The sequence below is a fragment of the Streptococcus mitis subsp. hohhotensis genome (assembly GCF_000722775.1).
GTDB classification, from domain to species: Bacteria; Bacillota; Bacilli; order Lactobacillales; family Streptococcaceae; genus Streptococcus; species Streptococcus carlssonii.
In genome coordinates this window covers 84454-107473 of sequence record NZ_JPFZ01000008.1, presented here as the reverse complement: position 1 = coordinate 107473, position 23020 = coordinate 84454, and the positions used below count along the sequence as shown (strand labels likewise).

Below are 23020 nucleotides of genomic sequence, written 5' to 3'. Positions count from 1 at the left end.
AAAAAATCTCTGTGATTCGTAAATGAAATTATAAAAATGTTATTATATTTAAATAGCGTCCTAGATAGATTATATAATTTACATTATTAATCGTCAATAAATCTTGTGATAAAGTTTTATTAGAATTAATGAATTCAAAGTCTTTCATAACTTTTTCTAAAGCAAGAAAGATACTATTAATACTAGATTAAAATCAAAAAAAACATCTTATAATAGTAGTTATGAAACTTACAAATGAAGAAATACAAAAAATTGAAAAACTCATAAGAGATTCATCGTATACCAAATATCACAAACGTCTACAGATTATTTATTTCCGCTCAAAAGAAAAGAGTTATAAGAAAATCATGAATCTGCTAGATTGCACTAAAACAACTGTTTGGAGGAATTTTAAAAAATGCCAAATTTTCTTTCTAAAATTTCATCTAAACACTTGTTAGATTTACTTTTATCCTTTAAAATAGAATAGGAGAAATTCCGTTATTATTTTTCGGAGGAAAAAGAAATGTCCATTAATTGGCAGGAAATTTTATTTCACTTTTTAGGTGGTCTGGGACTATTCTTATATAGTATCAAGACCATGGGAGACGGTTTGCAACAAGCTGCTGGAGATCGCCTTCGTTTTTACATTGACAAGTACACTAGCAATCCATTTTTAGGTGTTCTAGTCGGAATTGTCGTTACTGCCCTGATTCAGTCAAGTACAGGTGTTACAGTTATCACGGTTGGACTGGTCAGTGCTAGTCTTCTCACTCTTAGACAGGCTATCGGAATTATCATGGGAGCCAACATCGGAACCACAGTTACTTCCTTTATCATCGGTTTCAAGCTTGGTGAGTATGCTTTACCCCTGATTTTCCTTGGAACCATGTTCCTCTTCTTTACCAAAAATAGAACAGCAAACAATATCGGGCGCATCCTGTTTGGTGTAGGGGGAATCTTCTACGCCCTCAACCTCATCAGTGCCGGTATGAGTCCTCTTAAAGATTTACCACAATTCAAGGAATATATGGTAACCTTGGGACAAAATCCTGTATTAGGAGTTTTTGCCGGTGCAGTGATTACCGTTCTCATCCAAGCTTCTTCTGCGACAATCGGGATTTTGCAAGGTCTCTATGCAGGTGGATTCCTTGACCTTAAAGGTTCGCTACCAGTTCTCTTCGGGGATAATATCGGGACAACCCTAACAGTTATCATCGCGGCAGCTGGAGCCAATGTCTCTGCGAAACGCGTTGCTGCAACCCACGTTACCTTTAACGTTTTAGGGACTATTCTTTGCTTAATCTTATTAGGTCCATTTACATCTATGATTGAGTACTTCCAGGCACTCCTTCACCTCTCACCTGAGATGACCATCGCCTTCTCGCACGGTGCCTTTAACGTAAGTAACACCATTGTACAATTTCCATTCATCGGAGCCTTGGCTTACTTTGTAACTAAGCTCATCCCTGGTGAAGATGAAGTTGTCAAGTACGAGCCACTTTATCTTGATGAGCATTTGATTAAACAAGCTCCATCAATCGCTCTCGGAAATGCCAAAAAAGAACTCCTTCACTTGGGAAATTATGCTTCTAAAGCCTTTGACCTTTCATACAACTACATCATTGACCTTAATGAAAAGGTTGCTGAAAAAGGTCACAAGACAGAAGAAGCCATCAATACCATTGATGAAAAATTGACTCGTTACCTTATTACCCTTTCAAGTGAAGCCCTTAGCCAGAAAGAAAGTGAAGTGCTGACCAACATCCTGGATTCATCCCGTGATTTGGAACGGATTGGGGACCATGCAGAAGCGCTAATCAATCTGACCGACTATCTTCAACGTAAAAATGTTGAGTTCTCTGAAGCTGCTTTGCAGGAATTAGCTGATATCTATCAAAAGACCACTGGCTTTATCAAGGATGCCCTTGACAGCGTGGAAAACAATGATATTGAAAAAGCTCAAAGTCTGATTGAACGCCATAAAGAAATCAACAATATGGAACGTGTTCTCAGAAAGACCCACATCAAGCGTCTCAACAAGGGCGAGTGTTCAACGCAAGCTGGGGTCAACTTTATCGATATTGTTTCCCACTACACTCGTGTATCAGACCATGCTATGAATTTAGCTGAAAAGGTCATTGCTGAACAAATCTAAGTACTAAGAAGCTATCCTGAATGGGATGGCTTTTTCTTCTCCTCATCAAGAATTGCTTTTCTACCATATAAAAAATACTTTGATCCACAATGGAATCAAAGCATTTTAAAGAGCTCCCCGTACATAAGTGCAGAAGCTGCGGTTCCTCTGTACTTGGCTTCTTCTCTTTTGATAAAGCGAGCCAAGTTGAGCAACTCAGGTGCCGGATGTCTGGGATTCTTGAGCAATTCACGATTGACCAGGCCTGAGAGACGAACTGCCAGCAATTGCTCATTTGTAGCAGGTAGTTTTTTAGCAGTCTCTAAGAGAGCAGCAACTAAATCTTCACTCAAATCATGTCGAGCATGATTGTAAAGATCTTTTATAAGGCTTTCTAGGTTTGGTTCTACCATCCCTACCACCTCCCTTATGGTTTAATAATGTTTAATCAAATCAACCGTTGAACGATCCAATTTTTTCACCAAGGCTTGCAAGAAAGCTTGCGCTTCTAAGAAGTCATCCATAGCGTAGAGGGTTTGATGAGAATGGATATAACGAGCGCAAACACCGATTGTTGTAGATGGGACACCACCATTTTTCAGATGAGCTGCGCCAGCGTCTGTTCCGCCTTTACCACAGTAATACTGGTACTTGATACCAGCTTCTTCAGCCGTTGTCAAAAGGAAATCCTTCATCCCTGGGAGAAGCAAGTGACCTGGGTCGTAGAAACGAATCAAGGTTCCATCTCCAATCTTGCCTTGACCACCGTAGACATCACCAGCAGGTGAGCAGTCAACTGCTAGGAAAACTTCTGGGTCAAACTTGGTTGTAGATGTATGAGCACCACGCAGACCAACTTCTTCTTGGACGTTAGAGCCAAGATAGAGTTCATTGCCGAGTTTTTGACCTGACAGAGCTTCCGCCAACTCGCTCACCATGAGAACACCGTAGCGATTGTCCCAAGCTTTTGAGATGATATTTTTTTCATTGGCTGTCAAGATTGCAGAACTATCTGGGACAATAGTGTCACCAGGACGGATGCCAAAACTTTCTGCCTCAGCCTTGTCCGCAAAACCACCATCAAAGACGATATCTGCAATGGCTGGCATGGTTGGTCCACCCTTTCCGCGAGTCAAATGTGGCGGAACAGAGCCTGAAATCACTGGAATTTCACGACCATCACGAGTAAAGAGTTTAAAGCGCTGGCTACTAACCACCATAGGATTCCAACCGCCAATCTCAACGACACGGAAGGTACCGTCTGGCTTGATTTCGCTGACCATAAAACCAACTTCATCCATGTGAGAAGCAACCAAGACGCGCGGTGCATCTGCAGCTTCTGAATGTTTAATTCCGAAAATACCACCCAAGCCATCTGTCACCACTTCATCCACGTGCGGTGTTAACTTTTCACGAAGATAAGCACGGACAGGTGCTTCATGACCTGAGATCGCAGCAAGTTCTATTACTTCTTTGATTTTTGAAAATAATGTTGTCATTTCAGTTCCTTCTTTCTTTCATCCATTTTACCACTTTTTATAGGAGAAGGATAGCGGGAAGGTGGATTTCTAAATTAGTATCTTAGTCTTACTGTATCTTAGAAAAAGATTGTATTTTCTTGCATGTGAGGTGAAATCTAAGAACTATTCCAAGACCAACCAAACTATTAATTCACAAACAAAAAACAATCCAATGCTATATTTTTCATGAAATTTCCAGAAAATGGTTGACTTTGCCTTCTTCTTTCTTTAAAATAGTACAAAACTAGGAAAAGGAAAAAATCATGACCAAAACAATTCTTGTCACAGGTGGGGCTGGCTACATTGGCTCCCATACCGTTAAAGCTCTTTTAAATTCTGGCTATCAGGTACATGTCCTCGATAATCTCTCTACAGGAAATCGAGCGGCTGTGGATAGTCGTGCTAGCTTTAAACAACTGGATGTTTATGATGCTAGCGCCTTAAAAACTTATTTGGAAGAAAATCAGATTGATGCTGTTCTTCATTGTGCAGGTGAAATTGTTGTGAGCGAAAGCATTGAAAACCCAAGCAAATACTTCACTGCCAATGTTGCTGGTATGAACCAAGTTCTCAAAGTCTTATCTGAAGTTGGCATTCAAAAAATCATGTTCTCTTCGACTGCTTCCCTCTATGGTAATAACTGTATTGACAAGCCAGCAACTGAAGATACCCTGCTCGACCCTGTCAACCCTTATGCAGAAACAAAACTGATGGGTGAACGAATGATTTACTGGATGGCCAATCGCTACGATTGGAAATATGTCATTTTCCGTTACTTTAATGTTGCTGGGGCTGAAATGGATGCTTCAAACGGTCTGCGCGTGAAAAATCCAACTCATATCATTCCAAATATCAACAAGACCGCATTGGGACAAAATGATAGCCTAAAAATATTTGGAGATGACTACGATACACGTGACGGTTCATGTATTCGAGATTACATTCATGTCTTGGACCTTGCACAGGCTCACGTGAAAGGGATGAATTATCTATTTCAAGAAAATAGTTCTTCTCAAATCTTTAATTTAGGAACTGAAAAAGGCTATACCGTCAAAGAAATCTTTAAAACTGCTGAAGAATTACTGGATCAAAAAATCCCACACGAAATTGTTGCTCGACGCGCTGGTGACCCAGCCAGCGTCCTAGCAGATGCATCAAAAGCTAAACAATATCTTGACTGGCAAGCTAGCTACTCCCTCGAAGATATTATTTTATCAGACTATCGTTGGCGTGTGAAAGAGGGGAAAAATATTTTGGAATAAGAAAACAGAGGAGAAAGTCCTAGTGCTCTCTCCTTGTTTTATTCATTAAATTGTCAGAAAATTTATTGACAGATTAAATAAATCGTGTTACAGTAATATCCGCAGGTATCTTTCGATACCAAATCTACATGAAAGGACAGGGCATGAAACTTTCTCATTATTTAATTGGCTTACTTCTACTCCTGGTCTTTCTCTCCATTAGCATTGGAACCAGTGATTTTTCATGGGGAAAACTCTTTGCTCTGGATCATGAAACTTGGCTTCTCTTTCAAGAGTCCCGTCTTCCAAGAACCATCAGTATTCTCCTGACGGCCTCTAGTATGAGTATGGCAGGACTTCTCATGCAGACTATCACTCAAAATCAGTTTGCTGCTCCGAGTACAGTTGGAACCACTGAAGCCGCCAAACTGGGAATGGTATTGAGTCTCTTTGTCTTTCCGTCGGCTAGTCTGACCCAAAAGATGCTCTTCGCTTTTGTTTCATCCATCGTATTCACCCTCTTCTTCCTAGCCTTTATGACCATTTTTACTGTAAAGGAAAGGTGGATGTTGCCTCTGATTGGGATCATCTATAGCGGGATTATCGGTTCTGTGACAGAAGTTATCGCCTACCGTTTCAATCTGGTTCAGAGTATGACTGCCTGGACCCAGGGCTCCTTCTCCATGATTCAGACCCATCAGTATGAATGGCTCTTCTTAGGCCTCATCATCCTGATAGCCGTTTGGAAATTATCCCAAACCTTTACCATCATGAATCTGGGCAAGGAAGCCAGTGAGAGTTTGGGGGTTTCCTACTCCCTACTTGAAAAACTGGCTCTCTTTCTGGTTGCGCTAACGACTAGTGTCACCATGATTACCGTGGGTGGCTTGCCTTTTCTCGGAGTTATCGTTCCCAATCTTGTTCGCAAGCGCTACGGAGATAATATGAGCCAAACCAAGCTCATCGTCGCACTGGTTGGAGCCAATCTAGTTCTGGCTTGCGATATCCTATCCCGAGTTCTAATTAGGCCCTATGAGCTGTCTGTCAGTCTCTTGCTAGGAATCATCGGCAGCCTCGTCTTTATCCTACTTCTCTGGAGAGGGGGACGAAAAGATGCAGTTTAAAAGTAAACATACTAAGCTCTTCTGGATTCTCATTATTCTTGCCATCGGAGCTTGTCTCCTCTACTTTTGGCCCATTACTCACCTGTCAGCCTTTGCTTGGAAGTTGCGTTCCCAAAAGGTTATCGTTTATCTCTTGGTAGCCATCGCGACAGGGATTTCGACCATTAGTTTTCAAACCCTAACGGAAAATCGCTTCCTGACGCCAAGTATTTTGGGAATCGAATCCTTCTACGTCCTACTACAAACTCTGCTACTGGTTTTTGAAAGCAAGTTTCTTCAACTTGGGAAGTCTCCTATCTTAGAATTCCTAATCTTGCTTCTGCTTCAATCCCTCTTCTTTCTCGCCTTACAAGGCTACTTGAAGACACTGATGAAACAAAATCTGGTCTTCATCCTGCTAATCTGTCTAGCCCTCGGAAGTCTCTTTCGAAATATCAGTACCTTCCTTCAGGTCTTGATGGATCCAAATGAATACGATAAATTGCAGAACAGTCTCTTTGCTTCCTTTCAGCATCTCAATACTTCCATCCTAGCCATCGGCTCTCTGATTATCCTTGCTTTGACCATCTTTTTCTTTCGGAAAGCAGTCATTCTGGATGTCTTGCACCTACAAAGAGAAACGGCTCAAATATTGGGACTCAATGTTGAAAAAGAACAGAAAGAGCTCCTCTGGGGTATCGTGCTTTTGACCTCAACGGCCACTGCCTTGGTAGGACCTATGGCCTTCTTCGGCTTTATGCTGGCTAATCTAACTTACCTGATTGTCAAAGATTATCGGCACAAGTTACTCTTTATCGTAGCCATTCTGGTTGGATTTATTAGCTTAACCTTGGGGCAAGCCTTGATTGAACGAGTCTTTACACTAGAAATTCGCATCAGCATGATCATCGAGAGCGTGGGTGGCTTCTTATTCTTTATTTTACTCTACAGGAGGGCGCGTCGGTGAAACTGAAAAACATTGACAAATCCATTCAAAAACAGGATATTTTGCAAGGCATTTCGCTTGAAGTCAGTCCTCAGAAACTGACAGCCTTCATTGGTCCAAATGGTGCTGGAAAATCGACTCTCCTCTCCATCATGAGCAGACTGACCAAGAAAGATCAGGGAATTCTCAGTATCAAAGGCCGTGAAATTGAGAGTTGGAATTCGCAAGAACTGGCTCAAGAACTGACTATCCTAAAGCAGAAAATCAATTACCAAGCCAAATTGACGGTGGAAGAACTGGTCAGTTTTGGACGTTTTCCCTACAGCCGAGGTCGACTGAGACCAGAAGATTGGGAAAAAATCCGAGAAACTCTGGACTATCTGGAACTAACCAACTTAAAAGACCGCTACATCGACAGCCTGTCTGGGGGACAACTCCAGCGAGTCTTTATCGCTATGGTACTGGCCCAGGATACAGACTTTATCTTGCTGGACGAACCACTCAACAATCTCGACATCAAACAAAGCGTTAGCATGATGCAGATTCTCAAGCGACTGGTGGAAGAACTCGGAAAGACCATTATCATCGTCCTCCACGATATCAACATGGCCAGTCAGTATGCAGATGAAATTGTCGCCTTCAAGGACGGTCAAGTCTTTAGCAAGGGAACAACCAATCAAATCATGCAGTCTGACCTGCTCAGTCAACTCTATGAGATTCCCATCACGCTAGCTGATATCAATGGCAAAAAGATCTGTATCTATAGCTAGTAACATAGAAGCTCAAGTTAGAGAACTTTCAGTCTCTTAGTCAATAAAACCTAGAGACTCCCTACATCGTTATCATATTTTAAAAAGGAGAAATCATGAAAACATCCCTTAAATTTTATCTCACTGCCCTAGCGGCCAGCTTCTTGCTCCTACTTGGTGCATGTAGTACAAACTCAAGCACTAGTAAGACGGAAACAAGCAGCTCTGCTCCAACAGAGGTAACCATTAAAAGTTCACTAGGTGTAGTCACACTTTCAAAAGTCCCTGAAAAGATTGTTACCTTTGACCTTGGTGCTGCGGATACTATTCGTGCTCTAGGACTTGAAAAAAATATCGTTGGAATGCCTACAAAAACTGTTCCGACTTATCTTAAAGACTTAGCTGGAAAAGTTAACAATGTTGGTTCTATGGTTGAGCCAGACCTAGAAGCCCTTGCTGCTCTTGAACCAGACCTAATTATCGCTTCACCACGTACCCAAAAATTCGTAGATAAGTTCAACGAAATCGCTCCGACTGTTCTCTTCCAAGCAGGCAAAGATGACTACTGGACTTCTACCAAGACTAATATCGAATCTTTAGCAAACGCCTTTGGTGAAACTGGTACACAGAAAGCCAAGGAAGAATTGGCCAAGCTAGACAAGAGCATCCAAGAAGTCGCTACTAAAAACGAAAGTTCTGACAAAAAAGCCCTTGCTATCCTCCTCAACGAAGGAAAAATGGCTGCCTTTGGTGCCCAATCTCGTTTCTCTTTCTTATACCAAACCTTGAAATTCAAGCCAACTGATACTCAATTTGAAGAGTCACGCCACGGACAAGAAGTCAGCTTTGAAAGTGTCAAAGAAATCAATCCTGACATCCTCTTTGTCATCAATCGTACCCTTGCCATCGGCGGGGACAACTCAAGCAACGATGGCGTCCTAGAAAATGCCCTTATCGCTGAAACACCTGCCGCTAAAAATGGTAAGATTATCCAACTAACACCAGACCTCTGGTATCTAAGCGGAGGTGGACTTGAATCAACCAAACTTATGATTGAAGACGCACAAAAAGCCTTGAAATAAGCAAGAAAACCCAACATCAGGTGATGCTGGGTTATTTTTCTTCTTGATTCCGTTTAAGGGAAAAGTGGTCTGGGACGGGGTCCTTACCTGTTTTCGCCCAGGGATGGCAACGTAAAATTCGAGCCAAGCCCATCAAAACACCCTTGAAGCCATGTTTTTCAATAGCCTGAATCATATAGTTTGAACAAGTCGGCTCAAAGCGACAAGAGGCTGGAAAGGCTGGTGAGATAAAACGTTGGTAAAAGCGCACAGGTGCTATTAAAATTCGTTTCATTATTTCTTGGTTACAGCCATGGTGTGTAGTTGGCTGATTTCTTTTTTATTAAGACGACGGGATTCTCCTGGACGGAGTCCTGTCAAGTCTAGATGTCCGAAACGAGTCCGAGACAACTTGTCCACTTGGAGACCGACAGCTTCAAACATCTTTTTAACCTGGTGGTTACGCCCTTCATGGATGGTCAACTGCACCACAGAGCGGTTTTTGACTGGATCCACTTTGAGAATCTCATAAACAGCTGGCTTGGTTTTCTTGCCATCAATATCAAGTCCACGGGTCAAGGGGCGGAGATTATCCTTATTGGCCACACCTTTAACACGCGCAACATAAACCTTGTCAATCTCATTACGAGGGTGAATCATTTCATCCGTAAAATCCCCATCATTGGTCAAAATCAAAACTCCTGATGTATCCCAGTCCAAACGACCTACAGGGTAGATGCGTTCCTTCACATTGGGCAAGAGGTCGACAACCGTCTTGCGGCCCTTGTCATCTGTCACACTGGAAATGACACCGCGTGGTTTGTTAAGTAGATAATAGACCTTTTCTTCGTTGTAGATAGGTTGGCCTTCAACTTCAACCTTGTCACCTGACTTGATGGTCGTTGCTAGTTCACGCACCACTTGGTCATTGACCGTCACCAAGCCTTGCTTGATCAGCTCTTCTGCTTTTCTCCTACTGGCCACACCTGCGTGGGCAATATACTTATTGATTCTCATCTTCTTCTATCCTTTCACCAAATAATTGGCTTTCTTGGGCTTGAATCTCAAGCTCATCAATCACTGGTAATTCTTCTAAATGGTTTATCCCCATGTAATCTAGGAAATAATCTGTAGTCACATAGAGGTTGGGGCGCCCCAACACTTCTTTTTTCCCGTCTTCCTTTATCAGGTCAAAGGCCTGCAACTTCGCCAAGGCCCCACTCGAGTTGACCCCACGGATGGCATCAATTTCTATCCGTGTGATAGGCTGCTTGTAGGCAATGATGGACAAGGTCTCAAGGGCAGCCCGGGATAAACTCTGGTTGATAGGCGCCTTAGAGTATTCCTTCAAAATCTCTGCAAATTGAGGCTTGGTCACCAATCTATAAGCACCACCTGTCTCGATCAGAGCCAAGCTGGAATCTGGGTCCTTTTCATACTTCTGGGCTAATTTTTCTAAACTCTGTTGGATGCCTGTCGGTGGCAGAGAGAGGAGTTCAGCTAACTGGCGGACTCTAATCCCATCTTCACCCGCTACAAACAAGAGCGCTTCTATTTTTGCTAAAGTACTCATCTTTCCTCTCTATCAAGTCTAGCTTTGGGCCACTTGACTTTCTTCTTTCTTTTCCATGAGATAGATATCTCCGAAACTCTCCTCTTGCACGAGGATCAGCTCCTGGGTTTTGATTAACTCTAGGGTTGCCAAAAAGAGGGTGATGACCTCTTGGATATTCTGGGTTTCCTTGAACAAATCCTGCAAGCGCAATTGATCTCGTCCAGTCAAGGACTCTTTCACGATAACCATCATATCCTCAATCTTATACTCATCCCGCAAGATAGTCGTGTGATTTTGTGCAAACTCCTCTTTTTTCTTGGCTAGGATATTTGAAAAAGCTAAAAAAAGGTCAATGGTCGTCTTGTCATGCACAAGCTCCGCATCTTCGTAAATCAACTCTGTCGGTACTTTGGAATAGTACTGGGCCCGTTCTTGGTGCTTGGCTTCCAAGCGCTCCCCCAAGAGCTTAAACCTGCGGTATTCTTCGATTTGAGAGAGAAGGTCCTGCTCCAGGTCATCCTCCAAGTCTATCACTTCTGCCACCTTTGGCAAGAGCTTACGGCTCTTGATCAGCATGAGCTGACTGGCCATGACCATGTACTCGCCCGTCACTTCCAGACGCATGGCCTGCAGGGTTGAGACATAGGCTAGATACTGTTCGATGACTTCCGTAATGGGCACATCGTAGATATCCATCTGGTACTTAGAAACCAGGTGCAAGAGCAAGTCCAGGGGCCCTTCAAAATCTTTTAATTTAATATCCATTATCTATATTTTTCTAAAGTCAGGACTGTTTTTAATCCCAATTTTTTTGCAATTTCGTACAAATCGACCTTCTTTTCAATTTGTCGTAGAATGAACTGTTCCCGCAAGGCTTGAGCGGATAAGGTTGAGAAACCTTTCTCCTTGACAAAGGACTCTAGCTGACGGAAGGCCCACTGACGGGAATAGGCTTTCCCTGCCCTTTCAAAGAGATAGGTCTGGCCCATCAAGGGTTCCAACTCTGAAAGCAAGGTTGTAGGAATGGTGACAATCCTCTGTTGGGAAGCCTTCTTGATTCGCAACACTTGAAAGTCCAGATTGATATCCGCAACCTTGAGAGCTAAAATCTCACTCGGCAAGAGTCCCGTTTCTAGGATTAAGAGCGCTAGCAAGCGACCCTCTGAATAGTCACTTTCTTGCCAAAAAGAGTCTAGGTCTAACAGTTCTGGCTTTTCGGTCTTCTTTTCAGCTTGTTTAGCTAATTCTAAGCGGTAAAAGCTGTCCACCTCTCCTTTTTGATAGAGAAAGTAGAGAAATTGGTTACAGGCCGAAATCTTTCGCTTCTGGGCGCTGATTTTTAGATTGGCTAGCTGGGCTTGGTAAATCTTGAGACTAGTCTCAGAAATCCGCTCGCCTACAATGTCTAAAAATTGCTCCAAATCATACTTATAGGACTGCTTGGAATTGGCAGACAGACCCTGCTTTTCTTCTATAAAGGCTGAAATCCTGTCTCTCATTTGCATCGAATCTCATATTCCTTACTAAAGTCATGCAAGAGGGCATTGACTGCCTTGAGGATAGACTTGCGCGTGATAATCCCTTGGAAAATCCCTGACGCATCCACAACCGGCAAGAAAGACTCATCTACCAGCTTGTGCAAGACCTCCGTAATAGTAAAATCAGGCGAGACGACCGCTACGTCCGTTCTCGTCATATGAACGATATCCGTATCTGCCATGATTTCTTGACTCAAGTCATGCTCCATCTGATAAGCCATAATATCTCTGAGCCCAATCGTCCCAACAAACTGTTTTTCATCTGTCACAACAGGAACACGGGTATAGGTCATCTGACTGAGCAAGAGGGTCGCGTGGTCTGCATTGTGGGTATCAATCAACACAGCCAGATTTTCAGCAGGGGTCAAAAAAGTTTCCTCCTGCCCCAACAAGAAAGTCTCAAACTCCTTGGCAATCATCGGCTAAACTCCTTGGACAAGCCCGGATACACTTCATGGTCTCGTGTCAAAAAGTCCACTTTGAAATAACTGTCATCAATCTCCACACGAGCATAGAGACATTCTCTGATGGTCCCACGTGGTTGACTGATAGAACCTGGATTTAGAAAAAGAGTCTTTCCTTCCATCCAAGCGCTTGGCACATGCAAGTGACCATAGAGGCAGATATCAGCCTCTTCCTCCTGAGCCCAGTAGTCCAACTTTTGAAAATTGAAATTGATGTCAAACAAGTGACCATGGGTTTGGATAATCTTGGTCGAACCAAGCTCAGTCACCAAACGTTCTGGGTAACCTGCATAGAAGTCCATATTCCCTTTAACAACACGGATGCCTTCCCAAAGGGGAGAATCAGGACGCAGTTCAGAATCGCCGTTATGAAAAACGGCATCAACTTTGCCTACATAGCGATTACGGATTTCTTCCACAATCAAGCTATCGCCATGGGAATCGCTCATTACAATGATGGTTTGCTTTGCCATGATGGAAATACCTCCAAAAGTTTCTTAACGGCTAAGGCGCGGTGAGATTGGCTATTTTTTTCTTCAAGGGTTAATTCAGCTGAGGACTTGCCTGTCTCTCCCACAAGGAAGAGAGGGTCATAGCCAAAGCCATTTTCACCCTTGGGTTCAAAGTTAATGTAGCCAGGCCATTCAGCTTCAACAACCAAACTTTCCTTGTTTGGACTGGCTACGACTAGGGTTGTATGGAATTGAGCCGAGCGGTCCTTGAGTTCAAAGACCATGGCCAATTCGTGCAAGAGCTTGGCATTGTTTTCACGGTCAGTAGCTCCCACACCTGCGAAACGAGCTGACCAGACACCTGGCAAGCCACCAAGGACATCAACTTTAAGTCCAGAATCATCTGCCAGAACCATCTTGCCTGTTAATTGAGAAATAGTTTCTGCCTTGAGACGGGCATTTTCTTCGAAGGTCATGCCTGTTTCTGCTACTTCAGGCAAGTCAGGATAGTCATTAAGATTTTCCACATCGTAGCCTAGCTTGTCAAAGATAGCTCGGAATTCCTTGGTCTTGCCTTCGTTTCGAGTCGCAATCAATAAGGTTTCTCTGACCTTGTTTGTCTCAAAGAAAGCTTCTACATCAACACCTTCTTTAGGCAATTCTACATGCAAGAGTTGCCCATTTTCAACCAAGAGCAAAGCCCCCTGACGTTGGATAACTTCCACATTTCGTCCAATTTCTTGGTTGAGGATATCTACCACAAAAGACAATAAACGGTAGAGAGAACCATAGCGTAAAACAGTAACAGAAACAGGAAAACCTCGATCCTCATCTCGAAATCTTTGGGCAAACTCCAATAGAGGAAAATCCAAGTCATCATCCGTCAACGTCCGGACGCCACCAAAAATACCATAGGACCCGACATACCAGTCCTGTTCATCCTTGTATTCATAAATTTTATTTGTCATAATTCTACATGCTCCACATGAATCTCTTTTTCCAGCCATTCTTCACCAATTTGTGCAAAACTTTGGCTGCTGGCTGTTGTGTAAAAACGGTGATGGAGTGGTCCGGCATCGCGACCACGATTGATTTCAAAATAATTAAGCAAGACTGAGATGTCCCGTACGCACTCTGCCCCACTATCAATGAGCTGAACCTTTGGCCCCATGACATTTTGGATGATAGGGCGAAGGAGTGGATAATGAGTACAGCCCAAAATCAGGCTATCCACCTTTCCAACCAAGGGACGCAGGGTTTCATAGACCACTTTCTTGGTAACACTGGTTGACAGGGCACCCGACTCCACCAAGGGAGCAAACTTGGGACAGGCCAAGCTCTCCACCTGTAAGTCCGGATCCAGATCGTTGATTTTCTGACGATAAATGTCAGATTGGACCGTCACGGGCGTTCCAATCACTCCGATTTTCCCACCTTGGCTGGACTTGATGGCTGCTGAAGCTCCTGGCAAAATAACACCTAGGACAGGAATATCTAGTTGAGCCTTGATTTCTTCCCAGACGACCGCAGTCGCAGTATTACAAGCAATGACAATCATTTTGACATCCTTGGTCAAAAGAAAGTTGACCAACTGCCAAGTATATTCACGAATTTGCTCAGCAGGACGGGGACCATAGGGCGCCCGCGCTGAATCTCCAATATAGACGATTTCTTCATGGGGAAGCTGGCGCATGAGCTCGCGCACAACGGTCAAGCCCCCGACACCCGAATCCAAAAAACCAATCGGTCGATTATCCATATAGTCTTCTTTCTAGTCTTTTTTCTGATTGATAGTTCATTATGGTTACCGTTCCTTATGAACTGAATGACAGCCTAATCAACAACTATCTCTCTTAATCATAATCAAATATCAATAGAATGCAAGGAAAAAGTCTCATCCCTAAACCCTTAGCCAACATAGTGAGAAGTCTGGAACTTTCATCCCAGACTTTTCCTTATTTATTTTTTCTTTTTATTGTTAGCAAGGGCTGCTTTTTGTTGGCGGATGATTTGGTGGTAAACTTGTTGTACCTTAGCTTCGCTTGGTTTTTGACCATTTGCACTCAAAAGAGTACGAACTGCTTCAGCATTCAAACGTGGGTTGTCAGCGAATTCTTTTTCAATTTGCTTACGAACCAAGTACATTCCTCCAAGAGCTCCTCCTAGAAAAGCTAGCACAATCAATACAATTGCTAAAAGTAAATCCATCATTTTTCTCCTGTTTCTTTTTGAGTCTCTTTCATTATACCACAAACTAGCCACCCTGACTAGTTTGTTTTACGCTTTCATAGATGGAATAGACAGCAAAAAGAACCCTGCTTTTCTGCGAAAGAGGGCTCCTTGCTGAATTTATACTCAATGAAAATCAAAGAGCAAACTAGGAAGCTAGCCGTAGGCTGCTCAAAACACTGTTTTGAGGTTGCAGATAGAGCTGACACGGTTTGAAGAGATCTTCGAAGAGTATTAATTTCATATTTCTGCCTATCCATTTGTACTAATAAAAGACTGAGACACTAGATCTCAGCCTTTTTCTTTATCCCAAAACCAATTCATCACTAACTAGACTTTGGCCACTATTTTTCTGGAAGAGATGCATGAGGTCTTCAACTGTCAGATGCTTTTTCTCTTCTCCCTTGACATCCACCACTATCTTGCCTTGATAGAGCATAATGAGACGATTTCCGTACTCAATCGCATGGTTCATATCGTGGGTAATCATCAAGGTCGTCAACTGATGGTGTTCCACAATCTTTTGCGTCAAGTCCATCACCATTTGACTAGTTTTCGGGTCAAGTGCCGCAGTATGTTCATCCAAAAGCAAAAGTTTAGGTTTCACCAGAGCTGCCATGACTAGGGTCAAGGCCTGTCTTTGTCCTCCTGAGAGGTATTGAGTATCCACTTTCAAGCGGTTTTCAAGACCAATATTCAACTCCTTCAAGGCCTCTTGAAACTGAATTCTATCCTTCTCCTTCACGCCCCAACCAAGCCCTCTCTTCTGACCGCGTCTCAAGGCAATAGCCATATTCTCCTCAATTGTCAAACGAGAAGCTGTTCCCATCTTAGGATCTTGAAAAACACGGGCGATATCCTTGGCTCTCTTTCTTACACTCAGATTTTTAATGGATTTCCCTGCCAGTAGAAGGTCCCCTTCATCCACAGATAAATTGCCAGCCAAGATATTCATCAAAGTGGATTTTCCTGCTCCATTTCCACCAATCACAGAGATAAAATCTCCCTCTTCAACCTCTAAGTCTAATCCTTTGAGGACATGGTTCTCATTGACCGTCCCTGCTTCAAATGTTTTGTGAATATTTTCAAGTGTTAACAAACTTGCCATAACTTTCTCCTCCTATTCATTTCTCAATTTTAGACCACGAATCTTTAATCTCTTTTGCAATTCTGGTGCAAATAAAACTAAAGCGAGCAAGATTGCATTAAAGAGACGAACCAGGTTTTGATCTAGATTTGGAATTTCATAGATATTTAAAATAATCAAACGATAAACAATAGCACCAATTCCGATAGATAACAAGCGGCCTCCAATGGTCAAGTCGTGAATCAAGACTTCCGCAATAATGACTGCACTCAAACCAACAACGATAGTTCCTGTCCCAGAAGTCACATCTGAAAATCCATCATTTTGGGCAAACAAGGAACCACATAAGGCAATCAAGCCGTTTGAAATCATGTAACCAACAATCTTCATGGTGTCTACATTGACCCCATTGGCCTCACTCATCGGAATATTGTCCCCAGTCGAACGCAAGACCAAGCCAATCTCTGTTTTCATCAAAAGAGTCAAGACCAAACAAACAAGTAAGAGACAGGCCAAACTGAATGAGAAAACAGCTTCTTCAGTTGTCAGCCCTAAGCTCGCCAATTGTTTAAAGACGGTTGCAGAATCTCCCAAGGAAAGATTAGGTACGCTGCCCATGATTTTAATATTGATTGAATAAAGCCCTGTCAAGGTCACAATCCCTGTCAAGAGAGCTGGAATTTTCATCTTGGTGTGAAGCATTCCTGATACCAGACCTGCTACCATACCTGCCAGCAAAGCAAGTAAAGTCGCAATCCAAGGATTTGTCCCTGCCTGTATCTGAGATACGACGACAGCCGCCCCCAGTGGAAAGGCCCCTTCAGCAGTCATATCCGCAATATCCAAAATACGGAAAGTCAAGTAAACCCCAATGGCCATAATCGACCACAACAAACCTTCTGATAAACTAGATAATACAAAACTCATCTTAAACCTCCTATTTCTTGCCCTCTAATTTACTAATATCAATTCCTAGTGCATCTGCCATTTCTTTATTGGTATGCAATTCCAGTTTTTCAGGCAACTCAACTGCTATATTTTCTGGCTTCTCACCTTTTAAAACACGAATCAGCATGCGAGCTGTCTGTCTTCCCAATTCTTCATAATTAGTTCCGTAGTTATACAAGCCACCCACAGCAATCATTTCTGTTGAACCACCGAATACTGGAACCTTGTGTTTAATAGAAACCTGCTTAACTGTTTCCATGGTTGACGAAATGATATTATCCGTTGGGACAAAAACCATATCCACCTCTGCCATCAAGCTTTCTGCAGCCGCCTTGACGTTGTTACTGTCCAAGATTGTTTTTTCAACAACGGTAAAGCCTTTTTCTTCCAGAAGGCGCTTAGCTTCATCCTTTTGGACAACTGAGTTTGGCTCGCTCTGAGTATAGAGGATTCCAATCGTTTTAGCCTTTGGTAGAACTTTCTTTATCAAATTGATTTGGGTTGAAATGGCATCTGATGACTGGTCACTTGTCCCAGTTACATTGCCCCCAGGATGCTCTCTTGACTCTACCAACTTGGCACTGACAGGGTCTGTTACCGCTGAAAAAATAACAGGTGTCGTTTGTGTTGTATTGGCCAAGCTCTGAGCAGAAGGCGTTGCGATAGCTAGAACGACATCACTAGATTCTGCTAGTTGCTGGGAAATCGTTTTTAGATTTCGTTGTTCTCCCTGTGCATTTTGCAAATCAATCTCTATATTTTTCCCTTCAATATAGCCTTGCTTGGCCAGTTCATCCACAAATCCTTCTCTAGTAGCATCTAAGGACTGGTGGGTAATAAACTGCGAAATACCGATACGAAACACATCTTTTTTCTTATCTGCCTTCAGCTGATGCAAACTGATCAGAGAGGTCAAGAGGATCCCCACTACCAAGAGGGGTGCTAGTAATTTTCGAACAACTTTCATAATGAAACTCCTTCTCAGAAAAGATAATACTCAATGAAAATCAAAGAGCAAACTAGGAAACTAGCCGCAGGCTGTACTTGAGTACGGCAAGGCGACGTTGACGTGGTTTGAATTTGATTTTCGAAGAGTATAAAACAAAAAACCGCCTAGATAATACCTAAACGGATGCTTGAAATAATCTAACAAGTTACAACTTAGCTAGTCCATTTAGATATTCATCTATATGGACCACAATCAAAAATCTTAGCCACATAGATACAAACAAATTGCTTGAACTGTTTGCATCCATGGTGACATGTCTACAAACACTATCTAAAGTAGCTAAAGTAAAAGTTTTGATTCATCGTTACAGCTTGTTTCTTATTCATTTCTTTTTCTGCTTTCTTTTTTGATGTTTCCTATCTTACCACCTTTTTCATCACCTGTCAAGAATATTTCAGAATTTTTTAAAATTTTTCGAAAATTCTTTCAAAGTTTTTCTATCCCTGTTTCAAACTCATAACCAAGTCAATCTAAACTCAGAAAGGAGGATGCGAAATTTCAATTTTATACATTAACACTAGTTTCTAGATACACAAGTCATCTTTTTAAGAGTCAAAAATTTACTTTATTTTGTTCAAAAACAATAAATTCCTTAAATTTATTTTTGAAAAGTTCAATCGCTTCCGAATTTTTTCTAGTCATTATGTAAGTAAAGGATAGTGGAATAGAAATTTCTTCTGGTATTCGAGTAGCAATATTAGGATTTAAAGTCATTTTAAGGTATAGAGGAAGATAAGATATTCCTTGTCCCATTTCAATCAATTTCTCAGTCACTGCTATATCCTTTATAGAAACAAATTGAGATTCCGGAACAATTTCAGAAATTTCTTGTTTTACTTTATTCCAATAAACAGGATGATTATCTGATAAAATCTTATATTTTTGAAATAACTCCACCTCAGTTAGTTGAGAATCATTTTTGGGATAAAAAAGAGCAATTTTACCCTCACAAATTTTTTCTGAATTAATCTTTGTAGTATAGGGTTCTTCCCTAGCTATCCCAATATCAAATTGATTATTTTCAATTTCTCGAGCGATATCATTTTGTAAAACTGTAATTGAAATACCTACAGATGGTTGTTCTTCAAAAAATTCTGGAAGAAATTTCGGTAACAGATAGGTAGCTATGTAAGGTGAAACTGCAATGTTTAAATGAGTTTCCAACTTTTTATTTTTTAATTGTATTTTTTTAATTCCATCTTCATACGTTGTAATTATTTTTTTTACTATAGGGATAAATTCTCGTCCTGTTGGAGTTAAAGTTAAATTTCTTCCAACTGTTTCAAATAAATTTACTTGTAAGTGTTTTTCGAGTTTTTTTATTTGCTGGTGAAGTGTTGGTTCCGTTAAAAATAATTCTTCGCTTGCTCTATGATAATTGAGGTGTTTAGATAATACTAAGAATGTATAATACCAATCTAAATTCATTATCTCCTCTCCTTCCTAAAATAATATTTAATGAATTATTAACTTTTTCCAAATTTTAAAAAGTTAGTATTTATTATATCATAGAATCAAGAATAATTTATTCGATTATATGAAAGGAGCAATATGATGAAAATTAATATACCTTTTAACCAGAACTTATTGCCTAAACGATTTGGAAAAGAAGCAGATTGTACCGACATTATTAAGGGGAATCCTATACGATCTTTCCCCTTTGAAATTAGCGAATTACCAGAAGGGACAAAATATATAGCTATTACTTTAATTGATTATGATGCGATTCCAGTTTGTTCATTCCCTTGGATTCACTGGCTTGCTACGGATATAGAAGTTAAAAATAATACAGTCATTATTCCTGAAAATTACAGTCTAGATTATAAAGATTCTATTACGCAAGGGAAAAATAGTTTCGCAAGTCCTCTATTGGAAACTGATTTTTCTGAAATTGATTCTATGTTTGTTGGACCAACTCCTCCTGATAAAGATCATCGATATACGCTAGAAGTGTTCGCTCTAGCTACTAAAACAGATTTGAAAAATGGATTCTACTATAATGAACTATTAGATGCTCTCTCTTCAATCTCATTGGAGAAAACTAGTACAGTTGTTATTGGTCAATTTTAAATAAAAAATATGGGATAAACGATTTTATAATACTTTGAAACAAATACAGACTATCAAATTTACTAATTTAACATAGTCTAATTTCTAATATTCTCTATACATACGTTTGAAGCTATACAAAAACTCAATTTTATACTCAATGAAAATCAAAGAGTATTAGGAGAAATTCATCAAATCTTTACATAATAAAAACGCATAATATCAAGCTAACCTACATCTGATATTATGCGTTTTGATCATTTTAAAATTTTTCGAAAATTCTTTCAGTACACTTTCAATTCTTTTAGGATAATTTCAAAGATTTGCCCATTAGACAAAATAGAACGATTTGAAGACTTTTATGGTATTTAGTTGTACTAGATTCTTTTAAAAGTGTTTTGATAACTTGTATTTCTTCTTTGGTTGATTTCATATCACTATTATATAATGCGTTTTGATTTTAGTATAGTATTAAACTGACTCTTGGCAGTCGGACAAAAAATCGACAGTTATTTTATACTTTTTAAAACCAATAGTCAATACGATAATCTCTTTACTTTTCGGTTATCAACTCTGTAGATTGCTAACATATCCAAAATAAGCCAAGTATCCCGAGGATAGGCAGCAGAAATGAATTATTTATACTCTGGATACCACTTAAAATCACGAACTGCTTTGGCCATATCTGTTTCCTTAGCGCGTGCAAGACCTTGCTCTTGTGCTTTTTTAGCGACTGCTTCTGCTACTTTAATAGAAACATCTGCTACATACTTGAATGGTGGCAAGACAGGAGCTCCTGGTTGGCCTGGATTGACAATACCACTCAATGAATGCGCCGCTGCTCCAATCATTTCATCAGTCAAAAGACTTGCTTCAGAAGCCAGCATACCTAGACCAAGACCTGGGTAAATCAGGGCATTATTTGCTTGACCAATCACATAGTCTACACCTTTATAAGAAACCGTATCAGCAGGAATTCCTGTTGCGACAAAAGCTTTGCCATCTGACCATTCAATCAAATCTTTGGCACTAGCTTCTGCCAATTTAGTTGGATTTGACAAAGGGAAGATCATTGGACGTTCTGTGTTTTCACACATAGCTTCTACTATTTCTTTAGTGAAGGTATTAGGCTGAGTTGAAGTTCCTACAAGAATGGTTGGCTTCACAGTCTTCACTACTTCAAGCAGGTCAGTCAACTTATCTGCATTACTAAAGTCAGCACGTTTCTTAGCAAATGGTTTTTGCTCTGGTGTCAAGTCATCCATGTCATCAAAGAGAAGACCTTGCTTATCAACCATAAAGAACCGTTTATAGGCTTCTTCTTCAGAAAGACCTTCACTTACCATTTCACGAAGAATACGAGAGGCAATTCCTGCACCCGCAGTACCACCACCATAGCAGAGATAAACTTGATCTGTTAATTTTTCACCACTAATATCCAGCGAACCGAAGATACCACCCAAGGTAACGATTCCTGTACCTTGAATATCATCATTAAAGGTCGGAATTTGTTTCCGGTATTTTTCAAGAATATTGGCAGCATTCAAGCGACCGAAGTCTTCCCAGTGAAGGTAGAGTTTAGGAAAGAGATGTTCTGCTGTTTGAACAAATTGGTCAATGAAGTCGTAGTAACGATCTCCGCGGACCCGTTCGTGACGATTTCCTAAGTAATTAGGATTGTTACGAAGTTCTTCACGGTTAGTCCCTGCATCAATAACTAAAGGAAGGACCATTGAAGGATCAATTCCAGCAGCACCCGTATAAACCATCAATTTCCCAACAGAAATATCGACACCATTTGTTCCCCAGTCGCCAATTCCAAGGATTCCTTCTGCATCTGTTACAACAATGAGACGAATCTCGCGACCCCCGGCAGCGTTTTTCAAAGTAGCTTCAATATTTTCAGGATGATTAATATCAAGATATCCCGCATATTGGGGATCTACAAAGAGGTCACTATAGCCTTCAATGGTATCTGCAATGGTTGGATCGTATACAATTGGATTGAATTCCTCCAAATGTTGAGAAAAGAGGTAATAGAAAAGAGTCCTGTTGATATTAAAAATTTCCATTAGGAAAAGACGTTTTTCCAAATCATTGGCTTTTGTTTGCATTTGTGCATAAGTTTGCGCCGCTTGTTCTTCAATCGTTTGAACATACGGTGGCAGTAAACCAATAAGGCCTAGTTCCTTTCGCTCCTCTAAGGTAAAGGCAGTACCTTTATTGAGGAAAGGATTGTTTAAAATATCATGTGCAGTCATAGTGCAACCTCCTTTTTATTTATATTATACCACATGAAACGAATTGTTCATGAAACGTTGTTGTTTAAACAATACAATTGTATACGCATATGTTATAAATTTCTGAACTCATCAAACTCTCGATGATCTCTCTTTACTAAAAGTTTCGAGTAAAATAAGCCAATCATACAAATTGACAATCCTAATTAAAATAAATATCATATAGGTATGTTATGTGATACTTTGTATTTTTTAAGGTGTTTTTTTGTCATATAAAACTTGTATTCTATTTATATGACAACTAAAAACTATTTACAACAATATATTTCCCAAAAAGTAAAATATTTTCGAACACAGAATAAAATGAGCCAGGAAGAACTTTCGGAACAAGCAGGACTCGGGCTTAAGTATATCAATCAACTTGAAAACCAAAATGTGAATCTGACCATTCACAGTCTTGAAAAAGTGATTGACGCCCTAGAAATGACCCCAGAGGAATTTTTCAATTTTGATAGCCTTGAATCAACCTCTGATAAGAGTGACAATCTTTCACTCAAAAGAATCAACATGAAGATTAAACAGTTCCCTATTGATAAACGAGAAAAGATGTTGGTCATTTTTGAGAGTATCTTAGATAATCTTTGAGATCCCTGACTCACTTACATTTTAACTGGTGAATACTCGTATAGTCAAATTGTAGGATACGGATAAAA

Annotated in this window: 25 protein-coding genes and 2 pseudogenes; 9 read left to right on the top strand and 18 right to left on the bottom strand. The window is 40.7% G+C overall.

All coding sequences use genetic code 11. From position 1 onward, the window contains the following. Positions 1–221 precede the first annotated feature (221 nt). Together SK608_RS11615 and SK608_RS02150 are read left to right on the top strand one after the other, a co-directional pair. A pseudogene (locus tag SK608_RS11615) lies at positions 222–416 on the top strand (IS630 family transposase); the annotation flags it as partial. 89 nt (positions 417–505) lie between these two features. After that, positions 506–2137 (top strand): Na/Pi cotransporter family protein, encoded by a 1632-nt coding sequence (locus SK608_RS02150; RefSeq protein ID WP_033676213.1) that lies wholly within the window; start codon positions 506–508, stop codon positions 2135–2137. 95 nt (positions 2138–2232) lie between these two features. On the opposite strand, the gene SK608_RS02145 is transcribed toward SK608_RS02150, so the two are convergent. Continuing rightward, entirely contained in the window at positions 2233–2529 is a 297-nt protein-coding gene (locus SK608_RS02145; RefSeq protein ID WP_033676210.1) for a bacteriocin immunity family protein, read from the bottom strand. 21 nt (positions 2530–2550) lie between these two features. Next, entirely contained in the window at positions 2551–3615 is a 1065-nt protein-coding gene (gene pepA / locus SK608_RS02140; RefSeq protein WP_033676208.1) for a glutamyl aminopeptidase, read from the bottom strand. A 284-nt stretch (positions 3616–3899) separates the two neighbouring features. Here pepA and galE point away from each other — a divergent pair, with 284 nt between their 5' ends. The 5 genes from galE (at position 3900) to SK608_RS02115 (ending at position 8757) form a co-directional block, all read left to right on the top strand. Beyond that, positions 3900–4898, top strand: a complete 999-nt coding sequence (gene galE / locus SK608_RS02135; RefSeq protein ID WP_033676206.1) for a UDP-glucose 4-epimerase GalE — start codon at positions 3900–3902, stop codon at positions 4896–4898. A 143-nt stretch (positions 4899–5041) separates the two neighbouring features. Further along, on the top strand, positions 5042–6001 hold the full coding sequence (locus SK608_RS02130; RefSeq protein ID WP_033676204.1) for an ABC transporter permease: 960 nt from the start codon (positions 5042–5044) through the stop codon (positions 5999–6001). Continuing rightward, the gene (locus SK608_RS02125) at positions 5991–6947 is read left to right on the top strand and encodes an iron chelate uptake ABC transporter family permease subunit (RefSeq protein WP_033676201.1); all 957 of its coding nucleotides are present in this window, start codon (positions 5991–5993) and stop codon (positions 6945–6947) included. Before SK608_RS02130 ends, SK608_RS02125 begins: the two co-directional genes overlap by 11 nt. Then, the gene (locus SK608_RS02120) at positions 6944–7696 is read left to right on the top strand and encodes an iron ABC transporter ATP-binding protein (protein ID WP_033676199.1); all 753 of its coding nucleotides are present in this window, start codon (positions 6944–6946) and stop codon (positions 7694–7696) included. Before SK608_RS02125 ends, SK608_RS02120 begins: the two co-directional genes overlap by 4 nt. Before the next feature lie 95 nt (positions 7697–7791). Beyond that, the gene (locus tag SK608_RS02115) at positions 7792–8757 is read left to right on the top strand and encodes a siderophore ABC transporter substrate-binding protein (protein ID WP_033676197.1); all 966 of its coding nucleotides are present in this window, start codon (positions 7792–7794) and stop codon (positions 8755–8757) included. A gap of 31 nt (positions 8758–8788) precedes the next feature. Here SK608_RS02115 and yidD read toward each other — a convergent pair whose 3' ends face one another. From yidD to SK608_RS02045, 14 genes are all read right to left on the bottom strand, one after another. Next, positions 8789–9031: a membrane protein insertion efficiency factor YidD gene (gene yidD / locus SK608_RS02110; RefSeq protein ID WP_033676195.1), complete on the bottom strand. Its 243-nt coding sequence runs from the start codon at positions 9029–9031 to the stop codon at positions 8789–8791. Then, on the bottom strand, positions 9031–9753 hold the full coding sequence (locus tag SK608_RS02105) for a pseudouridine synthase (RefSeq protein ID WP_033676193.1): 723 nt from the start codon (positions 9751–9753) through the stop codon (positions 9031–9033). The genes yidD and SK608_RS02105 overlap by 1 nt, the downstream gene beginning before the upstream one ends. Further along, positions 9740–10309, bottom strand: a complete 570-nt coding sequence (scpB, locus tag SK608_RS02100) for an SMC-Scp complex subunit ScpB (protein WP_000105302.1) — start codon at positions 10307–10309, stop codon at positions 9740–9742. Before scpB ends, SK608_RS02105 begins: the two co-directional genes overlap by 14 nt. An 18-nt stretch (positions 10310–10327) precedes the next feature. After that, complete coding sequence (locus tag SK608_RS02095; protein ID WP_033676190.1) at positions 10328–11056, bottom strand: segregation/condensation protein A; 729 nt, start codon at positions 11054–11056, stop codon at positions 10328–10330. Continuing rightward, positions 11056–11790, bottom strand: coding sequence for a site-specific tyrosine recombinase XerD (xerD, locus tag SK608_RS02090; RefSeq protein WP_284697442.1), 735 nt, complete (start codon positions 11788–11790; stop codon positions 11056–11058). The genes SK608_RS02095 and xerD overlap by 1 nt, the downstream gene beginning before the upstream one ends. Continuing rightward, a complete protein-coding gene (cbpB, locus tag SK608_RS02085; RefSeq protein WP_004260968.1) occupies positions 11787–12248 on the bottom strand; it encodes a cyclic-di-AMP-binding protein CbpB in 462 nt (153 codons plus the stop codon). Before cbpB ends, xerD begins: the two co-directional genes overlap by 4 nt. After that, positions 12245–12766, bottom strand: a complete 522-nt coding sequence (locus SK608_RS02080) for a metallophosphoesterase (protein ID WP_033676182.1) — start codon at positions 12764–12766, stop codon at positions 12245–12247. The genes cbpB and SK608_RS02080 overlap by 4 nt, the downstream gene beginning before the upstream one ends. Continuing rightward, entirely contained in the window at positions 12742–13713 is a 972-nt protein-coding gene (locus tag SK608_RS02075; RefSeq protein WP_033676178.1) for a nucleoside-triphosphate diphosphatase, read from the bottom strand. Before SK608_RS02075 ends, SK608_RS02080 begins: the two co-directional genes overlap by 25 nt. Beyond that, the gene (gene racE / locus SK608_RS02070; RefSeq protein ID WP_033676176.1) at positions 13710–14504 is read right to left on the bottom strand and encodes a glutamate racemase; all 795 of its coding nucleotides are present in this window, start codon (positions 14502–14504) and stop codon (positions 13710–13712) included. Before racE ends, SK608_RS02075 begins: the two co-directional genes overlap by 4 nt. A gap of 200 nt (positions 14505–14704) precedes the next feature. Next, positions 14705–14953 (bottom strand): YneF family protein, encoded by a 249-nt coding sequence (locus tag SK608_RS02065; RefSeq protein WP_000364990.1) that lies wholly within the window; start codon positions 14951–14953, stop codon positions 14705–14707. A gap of 325 nt (positions 14954–15278) precedes the next feature. Then, positions 15279–16082 (bottom strand): ABC transporter ATP-binding protein, encoded by an 804-nt coding sequence (locus SK608_RS02060; RefSeq protein ID WP_000157661.1) that lies wholly within the window; start codon positions 16080–16082, stop codon positions 15279–15281. 12 nt (positions 16083–16094) lie between these two features. Further along, positions 16095–16988 (bottom strand): ABC transporter permease, encoded by an 894-nt coding sequence (locus SK608_RS02055; protein ID WP_000011438.1) that lies wholly within the window; start codon positions 16986–16988, stop codon positions 16095–16097. 10 nt (positions 16989–16998) lie between these two features. Next, positions 16999–17976, bottom strand: a complete 978-nt coding sequence (locus SK608_RS02050) for an ABC transporter substrate-binding protein (RefSeq protein WP_033676174.1) — start codon at positions 17974–17976, stop codon at positions 16999–17001. A gap of 594 nt (positions 17977–18570) precedes the next feature. Beyond that, positions 18571–19446 (bottom strand): LysR family transcriptional regulator, encoded by an 876-nt coding sequence (locus tag SK608_RS02045; RefSeq protein ID WP_033676172.1) that lies wholly within the window; start codon positions 19444–19446, stop codon positions 18571–18573. A 126-nt stretch (positions 19447–19572) separates the two neighbouring features. Here SK608_RS02045 and SK608_RS02040 point away from each other — a divergent pair, with 126 nt between their 5' ends. Then, on the top strand, positions 19573–20088 hold the full coding sequence (locus SK608_RS02040; RefSeq protein ID WP_023943433.1) for a YbhB/YbcL family Raf kinase inhibitor-like protein: 516 nt from the start codon (positions 19573–19575) through the stop codon (positions 20086–20088). Between the two features lie 292 nt (positions 20089–20380). On the opposite strand, the pseudogene SK608_RS11070 reads toward SK608_RS02040, so the two are convergent. Next, positions 20381–20500: pseudogene (locus SK608_RS11070) on the bottom strand (IS630 family transposase); the annotation flags it as partial. A 202-nt stretch (positions 20501–20702) separates the two neighbouring features. After that, entirely contained in the window at positions 20703–22328 is a 1626-nt protein-coding gene (locus SK608_RS02035) for a malolactic enzyme (RefSeq protein ID WP_033676169.1), read from the bottom strand. Positions 22329–22601: 273 nt separating this feature from the next. On the opposite strand from SK608_RS02035, the gene SK608_RS02030 reads away from it, so the two are divergent. After that, a complete protein-coding gene (locus SK608_RS02030) occupies positions 22602–22952 on the top strand; it encodes a helix-turn-helix domain-containing protein (RefSeq protein ID WP_033676167.1) in 351 nt (116 codons plus the stop codon). Positions 22953–23020: the final 68 nt, after the last annotated feature.

What these genes read in the sequence shown, in the direction of transcription:
- xerD (WP_284697442.1), bottom strand. Translation starts at nt 11,790, where the DNA reads ATGAGAGACAGGATTTCAGCCTTTATAGAAGAAAAGCAGGGTCTGTCT.
- scpB (WP_000105302.1), bottom strand. Translation starts at nt 10,309, where the DNA reads ATGAGTACTTTAGCAAAAATAGAAGCGCTCTTGTTTGTAGCGGGTGAA.
- SK608_RS02075 (WP_033676178.1), bottom strand. Translation starts at nt 13,713, where the DNA reads ATGACAAATAAAATTTATGAATACAAGGATGAACAGGACTGGTATGTC.
- SK608_RS02145 (WP_033676210.1), bottom strand. Translation starts at nt 2,529, where the DNA reads ATGGTAGAACCAAACCTAGAAAGCCTTATAAAAGATCTTTACAATCAT.
- SK608_RS02045 (WP_033676172.1), bottom strand. Translation starts at nt 19,446, where the DNA reads ATGAATTTAGATTGGTATTATACATTCTTAGTATTATCTAAACACCTC.
- SK608_RS02065 (WP_000364990.1), bottom strand. Translation starts at nt 14,953, where the DNA reads ATGGATTTACTTTTAGCAATTGTATTGATTGTGCTAGCTTTTCTAGGA.
- galE (WP_033676206.1), top strand. Translation starts at nt 3,900, where the DNA reads ATGACCAAAACAATTCTTGTCACAGGTGGGGCTGGCTACATTGGCTCC.
- SK608_RS02150 (WP_033676213.1), top strand. Translation starts at nt 506, where the DNA reads ATGTCCATTAATTGGCAGGAAATTTTATTTCACTTTTTAGGTGGTCTG.
- yidD (WP_033676195.1), bottom strand. Translation starts at nt 9,031, where the DNA reads ATGAAACGAATTTTAATAGCACCTGTGCGCTTTTACCAACGTTTTATC.
- SK608_RS02055 (WP_000011438.1), bottom strand. Translation starts at nt 16,988, where the DNA reads ATGAGTTTTGTATTATCTAGTTTATCAGAAGGTTTGTTGTGGTCGATT.
- SK608_RS02040 (WP_023943433.1), top strand. Translation starts at nt 19,573, where the DNA reads ATGAAAATTAATATACCTTTTAACCAGAACTTATTGCCTAAACGATTT.
- SK608_RS02035 (WP_033676169.1), bottom strand. Translation starts at nt 22,328, where the DNA reads ATGACTGCACATGATATTTTAAACAATCCTTTCCTCAATAAAGGTACT.
- SK608_RS02115 (WP_033676197.1), top strand. Translation starts at nt 7,792, where the DNA reads ATGAAAACATCCCTTAAATTTTATCTCACTGCCCTAGCGGCCAGCTTC.
- SK608_RS02030 (WP_033676167.1), top strand. Translation starts at nt 22,602, where the DNA reads ATGACAACTAAAAACTATTTACAACAATATATTTCCCAAAAAGTAAAA.
- racE (WP_033676176.1), bottom strand. Translation starts at nt 14,504, where the DNA reads ATGGATAATCGACCGATTGGTTTTTTGGATTCGGGTGTCGGGGGCTTG.
- SK608_RS02125 (WP_033676201.1), top strand. Translation starts at nt 5,991, where the DNA reads ATGCAGTTTAAAAGTAAACATACTAAGCTCTTCTGGATTCTCATTATT.
- SK608_RS02095 (WP_033676190.1), bottom strand. Translation starts at nt 11,056, where the DNA reads ATGGATATTAAATTAAAAGATTTTGAAGGGCCCCTGGACTTGCTCTTG.
- SK608_RS02050 (WP_033676174.1), bottom strand. Translation starts at nt 17,976, where the DNA reads ATGAAAGTTGTTCGAAAATTACTAGCACCCCTCTTGGTAGTGGGGATC.
- SK608_RS02130 (WP_033676204.1), top strand. Translation starts at nt 5,042, where the DNA reads ATGAAACTTTCTCATTATTTAATTGGCTTACTTCTACTCCTGGTCTTT.
- cbpB (WP_004260968.1), bottom strand. Translation starts at nt 12,248, where the DNA reads ATGATTGCCAAGGAGTTTGAGACTTTCTTGTTGGGGCAGGAGGAAACT.
- SK608_RS02080 (WP_033676182.1), bottom strand. Translation starts at nt 12,766, where the DNA reads ATGGCAAAGCAAACCATCATTGTAATGAGCGATTCCCATGGCGATAGC.
- pepA (WP_033676208.1), bottom strand. Translation starts at nt 3,615, where the DNA reads ATGACAACATTATTTTCAAAAATCAAAGAAGTAATAGAACTTGCTGCG.
- SK608_RS02105 (WP_033676193.1), bottom strand. Translation starts at nt 9,753, where the DNA reads ATGAGAATCAATAAGTATATTGCCCACGCAGGTGTGGCCAGTAGGAGA.
- SK608_RS02060 (WP_000157661.1), bottom strand. Translation starts at nt 16,082, where the DNA reads ATGGCAAGTTTGTTAACACTTGAAAATATTCACAAAACATTTGAAGCA.